This is a genomic window from Microbacterium sp. 22242, from assembly GCF_052045495.1.
Classification (GTDB): domain Bacteria; phylum Actinomycetota; class Actinomycetes; order Actinomycetales; family Microbacteriaceae; genus Microbacterium.
Window position 1 is genome coordinate 150,626 of sequence record NZ_JBQEOZ010000009.1, and the last position, 14,161, is coordinate 164,786.

Sequence of the window (14,161 nt, forward strand, 5' to 3'; positions counted from 1 at the left end):
ACCTCGCATGAAGCGATCCCTCATCGCCGTCGGCACCGTCGCCGCAGCGGCGCTCGCCCTCGCCGGCTGCGCCGGCACGTCCACCCCGGCCTCCTCCGCCTCCGGCGGCGCCACCACGCTGCGCATCTCGGTGTGGAACTACGCCCAGACGCCCGAGTTCAAGGCGCTCTTCGACGCGTTCCACAAGGCCAACCCGGACATCACGATCCAGCCGGTCGACATCCTCGCGGCGAACTACGAGGACAAGGTGACGACGATGCTCGCCGGCGGCGACACCACCGACATCATCACGGTCAAGAACCTGACCGACTTCGGCGGGTACGCGCAGAAGAAGCAGTTCGTCGGCGTGAACGATCTCGTGAAGGCGCTGCCCGCCGACAAGATCCCGGCGCTCGGCGAGTACAAGGCCGACGGCACCTACTACGCCGTCCCGTACCGCCAGGACTTCAGCGTGCTGTTCTACAACAAGCAGCTGTTCAAGGACGCCGGCGTCGCCGATCCCTCCTCCCTCACCTGGGACCAGTTCGCTGCCGACGCGAAGAAGCTCACCACCGGCGACGGCGCGGACAAGGTCTACGGCGCCTACATCCACACCTGGAACTCGATGGTGCAGGGCTATGCGTCCGCCCAGCAGGACAAGAGCTTCGACAAGCCCGACTACTCGTGGATGAAGGACCAGTACGACCTCACCCTGGGCATGCAGAAGGACGGGACGATCCTCGACTACGGCACCGCGAAGAGCCAGCAGGCCCAGTACAAGACGATCTTCGAGACCGGCAAGGCCGCGATGGTGCCGATGGGCACCTGGCTCATCTCGCCGCTGCTGGCCGACACGGCCGCGGGGACGACGAAGGTCGACTGGGGCATCGCGCCGATCCCGCAGCTCAAGAGCGGATCGAAGGTGACGACCATGGGCGGCCCGACCGGCTTCGGCATCAACAAGAACTCGAAGAACCAGGCCGCGGCGAAGAAGTTCCTGTCCTTCGCGGCCGGCCCGGACGGCGCCAAGGCCGTCGCCTCGATCGGCATCGTGCCCGCCTACCACAGCGACGAGATCACCAAGCAGTACTTCGCCCTGAAGGGCATGCCGCAGGACGCGATCTCGAAGAAGGCGTTCACACCCGACACGATCCGCCCCGACGGCGCTACCGGAACCCTGGCGGCCCAGCTGCAGGCCGTGCTCGACCAGGAGCACCAGCTCATCATGACCGGCAGCAAGTCGGTGGACGACGGCATCGCCGAGATGGAGAGCCGCGTCAAGTCCGAGGTGCTGAACCAGTAATCGGTCCACGCCGGATCCGGTCGCTGAGCCTGTCGAAGGGCCCGTCCCTTCGACAGGCTCAGGGACCGACCAGAACACTCTCCACCCGACCCGGAGCAGAGACACCATGACCACTCTCACAGACCGACCGCCCGCGGCACCGCCGCGTTCGGTGGCGAGCCGCCGGCTGCGCCGGCGCAGCATCCTCATCGGCTGGAGCTTCATCCTGCCGAACTTCCTGGGGTTCGCACTGTTCACCCTGGTGCCGGTGATCGCCGCGTTCGTGCTGGCGTTCATGAACTGGGACGCCTACAACCCGCCCACGTTCGCCGGGTTCAAGAACTTCATCCGTCTGTTCGGCGACCAGAACTTCCACGTCGCGCTCGGCAACACCCTGCTCTACGCGATCGGGCACGTGCCGCTGACGCTCGTCTGCTCGCTGGGGCTGGCGATCCTGCTCAACCAGAAGCTGCGCGGCATCGCGTTCTTCCGGGTCGCGATCTTCTTCCCGTACATCACCTCGCTCGTGGCCATCGCGATCGTCTGGAACATGCTCTTCGATCCGGTGAACGGCCCGATCAACCAGTTGCTGCACCTGCTCGGGATCGCGAACCCGCCGGGATGGACATCGAGCACCGGGTGGGCGCTGCCCGCCGTCATCATCACGAGCGTGTGGCGCGACATGGGCTACTACATGGTGCTGTTCCTCGCGGGCCTGCAGGCGATCCCGCAGGAGTACTACGAGGCCGCCGCCATGGACGGCGCCGGACGCTGGCGCACGTTCTGGAACATCACCCTGCCGTCGCTGCGCCCCACCACGTTCCTCGTGCTCGTGCTGCTGAGCGTGTCGAGCTTCAAGGTCTTCGACCTCATCTTCGTGATGACCGGGGGAGGCCCCGGGCGCGCGACGCTCGTGCTCTCGCAGCTCATCTACCAGGACGGCATCCTGAACGGCCAGTTCGGCTACTCCTCCGCGATCTCGCTCGTGCTGTTCCTCATCGTCCTGATCGTCACCGTGTTCCAGTTCCGTATCCAGCAGAGGCGGGAGCGCTGATGTCCACCCTCACTTCCGACCTCGCCCAGGAGCTCGACGGCGGGCGGGTGCCGCCTCCGGTCGTGAGCCGGCGCGGCGGCCGCCGGATCCGCACGAGGATCGGCCGCGTGGCGATGTACGCGCTGCTGGTCGTGCTGCTGACCGTCGTGCTGCTGCCGTTCCTGTGGATGCTGTCATCGTCGTTCAAGCACGACAACGAGGTGCTCACGGTGCCGGTGCAGTGGCTGCCGAAGACCTTCGTCTGGAGCAACTATTCGGAGATCTGGACGCAGATCCCGATGGGCGGCTACCTCGCGAACTCCGCGTTCCTGGCCGTCGTGATCACGATCCTGCAGGTGCTCACGGGCAGCTTCGCCGCCTACGGCTTCTCGAAGGTGCGCTTCCCCGGGCGGGACGCGCTGTTCCTCGCGTACATCGCGACGATCGCCGTGCCGTGGCAGGCGTACATGATCCCGCAGTACGTGATGATGCAGAAGGCGGGCCTCACGAACACGTTCACCGCGCTCATCCTGCTGCAGGCGTTCGGAGCGTTCGGCGTCTTCCTGATGCGGCAGTACTACATGACCATCCCCGACGAGCTCAACGAGGCCGCGCGCATCGACGGCCTCAGCGACTACGGGATCTGGGCGCGGATCATCCTGCCCCTCTCGAAGCCTGCGCTCGCCTCGCTCGCCCTGCTCACGTTCGTGAACACCTGGAACGACTACATGGGGCCGTTCATCTACCTCTCCAGCAACGAGCTGTGGACGGTGCAGATCGGGCTCAAGTCGTTCATCGGGCAGTACTCGGCGCAGTACGCGCTGATCATGACCGGATCCGTGATCTCGATCGTCCCGATCCTGGTGATCTTCCTCGCCGGGCAGCGCTACTTCATCAGCGGCATCGCGACGAGCGGGATGAAGGGATGAGCGCCGTGGCCGGCCAGCGCGCATCCCGAGCGCCGCGGCGGGGGATCCTGCGCTTCCGGCAGGAGACCATGGAGTCGATGTTCGGGTACGCGTACACGATCCTGATGACGGATCTGCTGCTCGTGCTGGCGAACCTGCCGCTCGCGGTGCTGCTGTTCGTCGCACACGACGCGCTGCAGGCCTGGCCGACCGTGCTGCTGCTCTCGCTCACGCTCGCTCCCTCGCTCGCCGGAGCGTTCGAGGTGTATCGCCGGATGCGCGGCGACGCGCCGCCGCGCCCGTTCGCCGCGTTCTGGCACGGCTACCGCAGCCGCGGTGCGCCGGCCGCGCTGCTCGGCCTCGCCACCGCGCTCGTGATCGGGTTCGTCCTGTACGACGGCGCGATCCTGACCGGCACGGTATGGGCGCCCCTGCTCGCGCCGACCCTGGCCGTGGTCGCCGCATGCGCCCTCGTCACGTGCACCTCCGCCGTCGCCGGGCTCGTGCTGTATCCGCAGGCGTCGGTGCGCGCGATCGTGAAGGCCGCGGTGTACCTGTCGGTGCGGCGCTGGTACTTCAGCGTGTTCGCGCTCGCGCTGCTCGGGATCTCGGCGGCCGCGGTCCTCGTGCAGCCGGTGCTCGGCGCCCTCGTGCCCGGGCTGCTGCTCTACGTCGTGTTCGCGAACGCCGAGTTCGCGTTCCGCCGCGCCCTGGAATCCTGATCCGCCCGCCCGCCGGAGAGGCCCCGATGTCCCGCGCTTTCGACGACCACCATTTCGACTACGCCCCCTGGGACTTCTGGGATCACGCCTCGGAGGAGGACGTCGCCGCGCAGCTCGAGCTGCAGCGGCGATTGGTCGAGGAGGAGCCGGGATCCGCGCTCGGTGAGAGATGCTTCCTCTCGGCGCTCGCCGCCGTGCAGACCTCGACGCTGACCCTCGGCGATCGCAGCTACGTCGCCGCGAACGCGCATCTGTCCGGCGACGTCCGCCTCGGCGCGGACTGCTCGGTCAACGTCGGCACGGCGATCCGCGGGACGGTGCGGATCGGCGACAGCGTGCGCATCGGCGCCTCGAGCTCGATCCTCGGCTTCAACCACGGGTTCGATCCCGGGGTCGAGATCTTCCGCCAGCCGCACACGTCTCGGGGGATCACGATCGGCGACGACGTCTGGCTCGGCGCCCACGTGGTGGTGCTGGACGGCGTGCGCATCGGGTCGGGCGCCGTCGTGGGCGCAGGATCCATCGTGACGAAGGATGTGCCCGCCGGGGCTCTCGTCGCCGGCAATCCGGCACGGATCCGCCGCTGGCGCGAGGATCCCGCCGAGGCCCTGCGCGTGCGGCTGCGCGCATTCGACGCCGGAATCCGCACGGACGCGCCGGCGATCCTCGATGCGGCGTGGCGTCCCGATCTCGGCGTCTACGCAGACAAGCCCGGCGACGCGCCGACGCTGCGCGCCCAGTGCGACGCGATCGAGATCTCCAGCGCCATCGCGGGGGCTGCGCCGCTCCATCGCGCACGCGCGGAGTTCGCGCACCGGCTCTCCGCACTCCAGGATCCGGCCACGGGCCTGTTCCCCGAGCTGAACGCCGACGGGCGCGCCCGTCCGTTCGCCGGGGCTTTCGCCCAGGACGGCGCGGATTACCGGATGCTCTGCACGGGCTACGCTCTGGATCTGCTCGGATCGCCGCTCGCGCACCCGGTCGCCCATCCTCTCGAGATCGACGGCGATGCTCTCGTACGCGATCTCGAGAATCTGCCGTGGCGGGAGCAGACCTGGACGGCCGGCGCGATCGTCGACGCGCTCGGCACCGCGCTGCGCTGGGATTCGGTGCTCTCCCCCGTCGCCGCGGCCCGCCCCACGGCCACGCTGTTCGGCTGGCTCCTCCTGCACGTCTCGGACGAGACCGGGATGTGGGGATCGGTCCCCGCGGACGGCGACCTTCTGCAACTCGTGAACGGGTACTACCGTCTGACCCGTGGCACGTTCGCCCAGTTCGGCGTCCCGCTGCCGCATCCGGAGCAGGCCGTGGACACCGTGCTCCGCCACGTCCAGGACGCGCGCTACTTCGCGCCGGAGCGCCAGAACGCCTGCAACGTGCTGGACGTCGTGCACCCGCTGTGGCTGCTGGGCCGGCAGAGCACGCATCGCGCGGCCGAGGCGCGGGATGTGCTCGCCCGCCTGCTCTCCGATGCGCTCGGGCACCACCGCCCGGGCGAAGGGTTCGGGTTCGCCGCGCCCTCGCCCGGACGGGAACGCTCCGCGGCGCAGACGCCGGGACTGCAGGGAACCGAGATGTGGCTGTCGATCATCTGGCTCGCGGCGGACGCGCTCGGGCTGTCGTCGGAACTGTCTTTCCGGCCTCGCGGAGTCCATCGTCCCGAGCCGGCGTTCGGAAAGACCTGGCGCTGAGCCACTCGGCCGCATCGGCCGGAGGCGGAGAGGGCCGCCGCGATGACGGCCCCCTCTGCTGCGGTCAGCGGGACGCGAGGATTCGCACGTCCCAGGATCCGAGTTCCAGCACGGATCCTGCGGGCAGCTCCTGTCCGGTGAGCACGTCCTGCGCGGCCTCCGGCAGCGGGTAGGCGCTCGGCTGCCAGGACCAGTTGTGGATCACGTGGATCGCCTCGCCCGCGCTGTTGCGCGAGTTCTGCACCGACTGCGTCTCGGAGTCCGGACGCCAGCCCGGCTCCCCGCCGCCGACCGACACCGCCCAGTCCGCGATCGCCCGCGCGAACGTGTGATCCGGCACCGTGCCGACGTACGTGATCCGCCCCGCGCCGTGCCGCTTCGTGGTCGCCGCGGGCCAGCGACCGTAGTGCGGGTGCACGTAGTCGGCGAGCACCTCGGCGCCGTCGACCTGCAGTCCGTCCGCCCAGAGCGTCGCCTGCGTGCCCTCCGGCAGCGGCAGAGCGGCGGACCCTTGCACCGGGACGGGCGTGCGCAGGTTCGAGAACTCGTCGTACCCGACTCCCGCGGCCTCATCCAGCAGCGCCGGCTTGCGCTCGATCCTGGCCCGCGCCTGCTCGTCCTCGTAGCCGGTGCGGATCCCGAGCACGAGGTGGCCGCCTGCCGCCGCGTAGTCGCGCAACCAGACCAGATCCGCGTCGGTCGCGATCGTGAAGGCCGCGGCGACCAGCACCGGCATCTCCTTCGCGTACGCCGCCGGATCCTGCCCTCTCAGCTGTGCGGCATGCACCGCCCTGCCCTGCAGCCCCGCGTCGAAGACGCCGCGCACGAAGGCGTTGCGCACGGTGTGGAACGCGCGCCGGTCGGGCTCGCCCGCGATGTTCAGCGACGGGTGCTCGGCCTGCGCCCACTTGCTGTCGGTGTCGAACAGGATCGCGACGTCGGCGTCCGGGGTGAGCCCGGCCACCCGTGGGCCGGCCGCGCCGAGCTCCGCACCGAGCTGCGCGAGCTCACGGTAGACCCTGCCCGGCTGCTGGCTGTGCGGCAGGATCCCGCCCCAGTACGTCTCGGCTCCGGCGTGCAGCGTGTGGAAGTGCCAGTACTCGATCATGGCGGCGCCGCGCGAGACGAGCGCCCACGCCGCCTGACGCCACTGCCCGTCGAAGGCGGGCTCGTTCATCCACGCCATGCCGATCGCCTGCGCGTTCGTCTCGGTCACCAGGAACGGCGCCTGCTTCGTGCCGTACATCCGGTCCGCCGAGTTGATCAGCGCCCAGACGCCGCTGCTCGTCCAGAACTGCGGCGGATCGTCGCTGTTCGGCAGCTGCAGCCCTTCCTGCATCCGGTAGTACGGGTTGCCCGCGGTGATGTCGAGGCTCCGCGTGAGCCGCTCCTCGTCCGCGGTCTCCCGGTCGTAGGCGATGCAGGTCGTCACGAACTGATCGTCGCGGGCGTACTCGCGCACCAGCTCGGCCTGCCAGGAGATGAAGCCGGTCGTGATCGCGCCCTGGAACCGCCGCCAGGCGAGCGAGTACTGCGGCTGCGCGTTGCCGTCCGGCCGCCAGAGGTCCGACCAGTCCGAGAGCAGGTGCGACCAGTAGGTGAGGCCCCACCGCCGGTTCAGCTCCGCCACCGTGCCGTACTCGCGGCGCAGCGCGTCGACGAAGCGCTGGAAGACCTGGTCGTTCGAGAACGCGACCATGCCCGGCTCGTTGTCGACCTGGTAGCCGATCACGGCCGGGTGGGCGGCGTACCGCCCGACGATCCTGCGGATCACCCGCTCCGCATGGAACAGGAAGGCGGGGTGCGCGTAGTCGATCTCCTGCCGGGCGCCCCAGCCCATCCGCTCGCCGGTGCGGCGCTCGGCGTTGACCTCCGGCAGCTGTCGCGCGAGCCACATCGGCACGGCGTACGTCGGCGTGCCCAGGATGACCCTGATGCCGTGCGCGTGCGCCGCATCGAGCACGGGCTCGAGCCAGTCCAGGTCGAAGACGCCGTCCTCCGGCTCCCAGGTCGACCACACCGACTCGCCGACGCGGATGACGGTGAAGCCCGCCTCCGCCATGAGGCGCATGTCCTCATCCAGCCGGGGGCTGGGCAGATACTCGTGGTAGTACGCGGCGCCGAACAGCACCGATTCGTCGAAGTGTCCCATCGGGTTCCCTCCTGGGGTGTTCGTGGTGGTGGCGGCGGTCGCGGTCATCCCTTCACCGCCCCGGCGGTGAGTCCCTCGAGAAGCTGCTTGCGCAGCAGGATGAACACGAGGATCGTCGGGATCGAGGCGAGCACCGCCCCGGCGAGCACGAGGTCGTAGGAGCGGTTCTCCGAGGCGAAGAGGATGTTCAGCCCGAGCGGCAGCGTGTACTGGTTCGAGTCGGAGACGAGCACGAGCGGCCACATGAAGCTGTTGTAGCTCTGCAGGAAGCTCCACACGGCCAGCGCGCCGAGAGAGGGACGCAGCAGCGGCAGCACGACCCGCCAGAACGTGCCGAACTCGCTGCAGCCGTCGATCCGCGCCGCCTCGATGATGTCGTCCGGAACGGACTGCACGATGAACTGCTGCATCATGAAGATCCCGAACGCAGGCGCCACCCACGGCACGATGAGCGAGAACCACGGGTTCGCCAGGCCGCTCTTGGTGACCAGGATGAAGAGCGGCACCAGGATCACCGCGAACGGGATCGACAGCGAGCTGAACATGATGGCGAACAGCACCCGCTTGCCACGGAACCGGAACTTCGCGAAGCCGTAGCCGGCGAGCGCGCAGACGAACACCGACACGACGGTCGCGAGCAGCGATGTGCCCACGCTCATGCCGAACCAGGCGACGAACGGCTGGGTGGACAGCAGGTTGACGTAGTTCTCGAACGTCAGAGGGTTCGGGATCAGGGTCGGCGGCACGGCGAAGATGTCACCGCGCTCCTTCAGGGATCCGCTGAGCGCCCACACCAGCGGCGCGATGAACACGAGGAGAAGAGCGGTGAGCGTGACGTAGAGCAGTACGCGCCGGGCCACGGCACCCGGCCGGGCGGGGCGCACCCGCGGCGGCGGCGGTGCCGCGGCGCGCGTGGGCGCGGGCGTGCGGGTCTGAGCGACGGCGGTCATGATTCCCTCCCGATGCCGAGCAGCCGGTTCAGGCCCTGGCTGATGGCGAACACGATGGCGAAGAGCACGACGCCGGCGGCGGCCGCGTACCCGAACTGCTGCCGCTCGAACGCGGCACGGTAGATGAACATGGCGACGCTCAGGGTCGCCTCGCCCGGCCCGCCCTTGGTTAGCAGGTAGGGCTCGTCGAAGAGCTGCGCGGCGCTGATGAACGAGGTCACCACCACGAACGCGGTGACGGGCCGGATCGCCGGCAGGGTGACCGTGAAGAACGATCGCACCGGTCCTGCGCCGTCGAGCGCGGCGGCCTCGTAGAGCTCACCGGGCACGTTCTGCAGGGCGGCGAGGAAGAAGATCGTCAGGTAGCCGACCGTGCGCCACAGCAGGACGAAGCCGATCGCTCCCTTCGCGATCGTCGGATCCCCCAGCCAGTCGACGTGCGGCAGCCCGAACAGCGCCTGCAGCGAGGCGTTGAGCAGACCGTAGTCGCGATCGAAGATGAGGCTGTAGATGAGCGCGATGACGATCGGCGAGAGCACCATCGGCACGAAGTACGCCACCCGGAACATGTCCCGGAGCCGCAGATCCCGGGCGTTCAGCGCCTGCGCCACGAGCAGCGCCACGGGCACCACGATCAGCACGGCGATCGCGGTGTAGATCGTGGAGTTGATCAGCGCGCCCCCGAAGCTGGTGTCACCGAACAGGTCGGCGTAGTTCCGCAGCCCGACGAAGTCCGGTGCGCCGAGACCCACCCATTCGGTGAGCGACAGCGCGATCGCGGCGAGCACCGGCACGATCATGAACAGGCCGTAGAGGAGGTAGAACGGCGCGATGAAGACGTAGGGGGCCGCGCCCCCGCGGATCCGGCCGCCGCGGGGGCGACGAGTGCGCAGGGCGGGGACGACCGTGAGTTCGGTGTGGGTGCTCATCGCCTGGCCTGCCCTCGGAAGTCGGTCGTGGCGTCGGCGAGCGCCTGCGCGGCGCTGACCTGGCCCTTGTATGCGCGCAGGATGTGCCCGGAGAGCACGGTGCTCATGATCGAGCTGTTCGCGCTCTGGTGGAAGTCGGGCACGTCGTCGACGATGTCGCGGTAGGTCTCGAAGAGGCGCTGTCCGCCGAAATAGTCGTCCTCGAGTGCGGCGAGTTCCGCCGAGTCGAACACCGAGCGGCGGGTCGGCAGGTAGCCCATGGCCTTGTAGCGCGCGACCTGCTGCGCCGGCTCGAGATAAGCGGTCGTGATCAGGTGCATCCCGGCCTCGCTTCCCGGCTTGCCCCGCAGCGCCGCGAAACCGGTGCCGCCGCCGACCGCCGTGCGGCCGCCGCCCTTCGCGAACCGCGGCAGCGCCGCGATGCGCCACTTCCCCTTCTGCTCGGGCACATTCGGCTTGATGCCGTAGCTGGCGTACCAGCTCGGCATGTTGACGCCCAGGATCTTGCCCGATTTCAGGCCGCTCTGCACGCTCGGCCCGTACATGTCGGCGACGGTGGCCAGCGCGCCGGACTGCACCGACTTCGCCAGGAACGCGAGGGCGTCTTCGGCCTCGGGGGTCTGCAGCGCGTCCTTGCCGTCCGCGTCGAACAGGTCGCCTCCGCGCTGCAGCAGATGGATCTGGAAGTTCTGCACGGTGCCGCCGGGATCGCTCGTCGCGACCGCGCCGAGCGCCACGCCTTCACGCTTCGCGAGCGCGGCGCCGACCCTGCCGAACTCCTCCCAGGTGCCGAAATCGGTGGAGAGGCCGAGCCGCTCGTACTCGTCGGCGCGGTGATAGAGCACGGTCAGCGGGGTGTCGGAGTCGAGCGCGTAGAGGCGGCCGTCCTTGCTGAACGGTGTGAGCCGCGCGGTGATGAGGTCGTCCTTGATCGGGGCCACCGCGGCGGTGAAGTCGCTGAGCAGTTCGGCCGCGATGTCGCCTCTCAGCATCCGGGCGAAGTTGCCGATCTCCAGACCCACCACGTCGGGGGTGCCCGTGCCTGCGACGGCCTGCGCGATGAGCTTGGTGACGATGTCGGCCGCGCCGGCCTTGGTGATGTCCAGCGCGTACCGGAACGACGAGTTCGCGTCGGCGAGCGGCACCGCCTTCGTGAAGAAGGCGATGTAGCCGTCGTCATGCGTCCAGAAGGACAGGTCGACGGCGCCGGAGCGGATCGGCGCGGTCGGTGTCGACGCGCAGGCCGCGAGGGCGGGGCTCAGCAAGGCGGCGCTGCCCGTGACGGCGAGCAGCCGCAGAAGGCTCCGCCGGGAGATGCCCGGAGGAGGAGCAGAGGCGGGGATCATGGATTCAGACTCCTGACTACGTAGTCATATTGCGAACCGGCGCCGGTCACGGCGTTGTGGGTCGATCTAGCGCGCGGACGAGGGGGTGCTGCTCGACTCGCGGATCACGAGTTGAGCGGGGAGCGCGCGCTGCAGGCTCTCGGGAGCATGGCCCTCCAGCGCGCGAAGAAGACGGTGCATGCCGATCCGCGAGATCTCCGCGAAGTCCTGGCGCACGGTGGTGAGCGGCACGGACAGGTAGGCCGCGACGTCGATGTCGTCGAAGCCGACCACCGCGACGTCCTCGCCGACGCGTCTGCCCGCGGCCTCGATGGCGGACATCGCCCCGATCGCCATCTGATCGTTCGCGACGAACACCGCAGTGCAGTCGGTGGTCTCCAGAAGCGTCGTCATCGCGTGGTATCCGCTCTGCGGCGTCCAGTCGCCCACGAGCGGATCGGAGATCTCGACACCGTCGTCCTCCAGGGCGCTGCGCCAGCCGGCCAGCCGGCTGTGGCTGGCGAGCCAGTTCATCGGGCCGGCGATGTGGTGCACGGTCCTGTGCCCCTGCACCAGCAGATGCTCCGCGGCGGTGCGGGACCCGCCCCGCTCGTCCGCGCCGACCACGAGTTCGCGAGGATGACTGGTGACCGGCTCCATGCCGAAGGTGAGTGCCTCGATGCCGTCCGGGATGCTCAGCGGGCCGGTGCCGAAGTCGACCGGCTCGGAGAGCACGATGGCCTCGGATCCCTGCCCGACCAGCGCATTGATCGCCTCCTGGATGTCGTCGCCCGCCCCCGGATCCGTGCGGATCACGCTGAGCGCGTAGCCCGCGCCGCGGGCGACGGCTTCGACGCCGGCGAGCACGGAGGTGGGGCCGAAGAAGGTGCTGCCGCCCATCGCGACCACGCCGATGCGGCGGCCGCGTCCGGCGACCAGCGCACGCGCGGCCTCGTTGGGCTGGAAACCGAGCCGCTCGATCACCTCGAGCACGCGCTCGCGCACCGGGTCCGTGACGTACGGCTCCTCGTTCACGACGCGCGAGACCGTCTTCTGGGAGACCCCCGCCTGCCGGGCGACATCCGTCATCGACACGCGCTTGGCGCGGGATCCGGCTTCGGGCATCACCCCTCCTCTCTGACAGGCAGAGCGAGCGTAACCCGAATCTGACTACGTAGTCAAGAGTGGACTCCTGCAGGCGAAGGATGCCCGCTCATGCCCGGCTGGTGAGCAAGCTCGCTCGCATCGTCTCCTAGCGCAGGAAGGCGGCGGCGACGCCGGAGTCGACGGGGATGTGGAGTCCGGTGGTGCGGGTGAGGTCGGGGCCGGTGAGGACGTAGACGGCGTCGGCGACGTTTTCGGGGATGACTTCGCGTTTCAGGATGGTGCGGTTGGCGTAGTACTGGCCGAGGTCTTCTTCTTTGACGCCGTAGGTCGCGGCGCGGTTGGCGCCCCAGCCGGAGGCGAAGATCCCGGAGCCGCGGACGACGCCGTCGGGGTTGATGCCGTTGACGCGGATGCCGTGTTCGCCGAGTTCGACGGCGAGGAGGCGGACTTGGTGGGCTTGGTCGGCTTTGGTGGCGGAGTAGGCGATGTTGTTGGGTCCGGCGAAGACGCTGTTCTTGGAGGAGATGTAGATGATGTCGCCGCCGAGTTTCTGCTCGATGAGGATCCGCGCTGCGGTCTGGGAGACGAGGAAGGATCCTTTCGCCATCACGTCGTGCTGCAGGTCCCAGTCCTTCTCGGTGGTTTCGAGGAGGGGTTTGGACAGGGACAGGCCGGCGTTGTTGACGATCAGGTCGACTCCGCCGAACGCGAGCACGGCTTCATCGAGCGCGGCCTGGACGGCGTCGGCGTCGGCGACGTTCGCGGCGACCCCGATCGCGACATCCGTGCCCCCGAGCTCGGCGGCGGCGGCTTGGGCTTTGGTGAGGTCGAGGTCGGCGATGATCACGCAGGCGCCTTCTCGGGCGAGGCGGGTGGCGATGGCTTTGCCGATGCCACTCGCGGCGCCGGTGACGAACGCGATCCGCCCCTGGTGGGAGCGCGGTTTCGGCATGCGCTGCAGTTTCGCTTCCTCGAGCGCCCAGTACTCGATGCGGAACTTCTCCGCGTCCGAGATGGGGGTGTAGGTGGAGAGGGCTTCCGCGCCGGCCATGACGTTGATCGCGTTGACGTAGAACTCGCCCGCGACGCGGGCGGTCTGCTTGTTGGCACCGTAGGAGAACATGCCGACGCCGGGGATGAGGACGATGAGGGGGTCCGCGCCGCGGATCGCCGGGCTCCCGGTCCCTGAGCCTGTCGAAGGGACGGCGTGCGCGTCGTAGTACGCCTGGTACTCGGTCCGGTACTCCTGGTGCAGCTCGGTGAGGCGCGCGATCTGCTCCTCCACCGTGGCCGTCGCGGGCAGGTCCAGGATCAGCGGCTTCACCTTGGTGCGCAGGAAATGATCCGGGCAGCTCGTGCCCAGCCCGGCCAGGCGGGGGGCGTTCTCCGACGCCAGGAAGCCCAGCACCACGTCCGTGTCCGTGTAATGCCCCACCATGGGGTGATCGGTCGACGCGAGGCCCCGGATGGTGGGCGCCAACGCCGCCGCCCGGGCCCGCCGCTCGCCGTCAGGCAGCGCTTCGAACCCAGCCCGGGCCCCGCCGAACGGCTGAGCCTTCCCGTGCTCGGCGATAAACGCCGCCGCGGTCTCGATGATCCACCGGGAGTGCGCCTCCGCCTCCTCCGACGTGTCCCCCCAGGCGGTGATCCCGTGCCCGCCCAGGATGCACCCGACCGCGTCCGGGCTCGCCGCCTTGATCGCCGCGATGTCCAGACCCAGCTGGAACCCCGGACGCCGCCACGGCACCCACGCCACCCGCCCCCCGAAGATCCGCGCCGTCAGCGCCTCCCCGTCCGCAGCGGTCGCGATCGCGATCCCACTGTCCGGATGCAGGTGGTCGACGTGCGCGGCATCCACGAGCCCGTGCATAGCCGTGTCGATCGACGGTGCCGCACCCCCCTTGCCATGCAGGCAGTAATCGAACGCGGCGACCATCTCGTCCTCACGCTCCACCCCCGGGTAGACGTCGACGAGGGCCCGCAGCCGGTCCAGCCGCAACACCGCCAAACCCTGCTCCGTCAGCGTCCCCAGATCACCCCCGGAACCCTTCACCCACAACAACTCCACGGGCTCACCGGTCAC

Annotated in this window: 11 protein-coding genes; 5 read left to right on the forward strand and 6 right to left on the reverse strand. The window is 69.2% G+C overall.

Going from position 1 to position 14,161, the window contains the following annotated elements; all coding sequences use genetic code 11:
* Window positions 1-7 precede the first annotated feature (7 nt).
* From ACTJJZ_RS11785 to ACTJJZ_RS11805, 5 genes are all read left to right on the forward strand, one after another.
* Window positions 8-1,282: an ABC transporter substrate-binding protein gene (locus ACTJJZ_RS11785; protein WP_440721383.1), complete on the forward strand. Its 1,275-nt coding sequence runs from the start codon at window positions 8-10 to the stop codon at window positions 1,280-1,282.
* 106 nt (window positions 1,283-1,388) lie between these two features.
* Window positions 1,389-2,315, forward strand: coding sequence for a carbohydrate ABC transporter permease (locus tag ACTJJZ_RS11790; protein WP_440721384.1), 927 nt, complete (start codon window positions 1,389-1,391; stop codon window positions 2,313-2,315).
* Window positions 2,315-3,223, forward strand: coding sequence for a carbohydrate ABC transporter permease (locus ACTJJZ_RS11795; protein ID WP_440721385.1), 909 nt, complete (start codon window positions 2,315-2,317; stop codon window positions 3,221-3,223). Before ACTJJZ_RS11790 ends, ACTJJZ_RS11795 begins: the two co-directional genes overlap by 1 nt.
* The gene (locus ACTJJZ_RS11800; protein WP_440721386.1) at window positions 3,220-3,924 is read left to right on the forward strand and encodes a DUF624 domain-containing protein; all 705 of its coding nucleotides are present in this window, start codon (window positions 3,220-3,222) and stop codon (window positions 3,922-3,924) included. The genes ACTJJZ_RS11795 and ACTJJZ_RS11800 overlap by 4 nt, the downstream gene beginning before the upstream one ends.
* A 26-nt stretch (window positions 3,925-3,950) precedes the next feature.
* Window positions 3,951-5,615 carry an acyltransferase gene (locus tag ACTJJZ_RS11805; protein WP_440721387.1) on the forward strand — a complete coding sequence of 555 codons (1,665 nt, stop codon included), beginning with the start codon at window positions 3,951-3,953 and terminating at the stop codon, window positions 5,613-5,615.
* 64 nt (window positions 5,616-5,679) lie between these two features.
* On the opposite strand, the gene ACTJJZ_RS11810 is transcribed toward ACTJJZ_RS11805, so the two are convergent.
* The 6 genes from ACTJJZ_RS11810 to ACTJJZ_RS11835 all read right to left on the reverse strand — a co-directional run.
* Window positions 5,680-7,815 carry a beta-galactosidase gene (locus tag ACTJJZ_RS11810; RefSeq protein ID WP_440721388.1) on the reverse strand — a complete coding sequence of 712 codons (2,136 nt, stop codon included), beginning with the start codon at window positions 7,813-7,815 and terminating at the stop codon, window positions 5,680-5,682.
* Complete coding sequence (locus ACTJJZ_RS11815) at window positions 7,812-8,717, reverse strand: carbohydrate ABC transporter permease (RefSeq protein ID WP_440721389.1); 906 nt, start codon at window positions 8,715-8,717, stop codon at window positions 7,812-7,814. Before ACTJJZ_RS11815 ends, ACTJJZ_RS11810 begins: the two co-directional genes overlap by 4 nt.
* Window positions 8,714-9,646, reverse strand: a complete 933-nt coding sequence (locus ACTJJZ_RS11820) for a carbohydrate ABC transporter permease (protein ID WP_440721390.1) — start codon at window positions 9,644-9,646, stop codon at window positions 8,714-8,716. Before ACTJJZ_RS11820 ends, ACTJJZ_RS11815 begins: the two co-directional genes overlap by 4 nt.
* On the reverse strand, window positions 9,643-10,992 hold the full coding sequence (locus ACTJJZ_RS11825; protein WP_440721391.1) for an ABC transporter substrate-binding protein: 1,350 nt from the start codon (window positions 10,990-10,992) through the stop codon (window positions 9,643-9,645). The genes ACTJJZ_RS11820 and ACTJJZ_RS11825 overlap by 4 nt, the downstream gene beginning before the upstream one ends.
* Window positions 10,993-11,058: 66 nt before the next feature.
* Window positions 11,059-12,096: a LacI family DNA-binding transcriptional regulator gene (locus ACTJJZ_RS11830; RefSeq protein WP_440721392.1), complete on the reverse strand. Its 1,038-nt coding sequence runs from the start codon at window positions 12,094-12,096 to the stop codon at window positions 11,059-11,061.
* Between the two features lie 127 nt (window positions 12,097-12,223).
* Window positions 12,224-14,161 (reverse strand): bifunctional aldolase/short-chain dehydrogenase (locus ACTJJZ_RS11835; protein WP_440719769.1); only part of this gene is annotated, 1,938 nt, incomplete at its 5' end.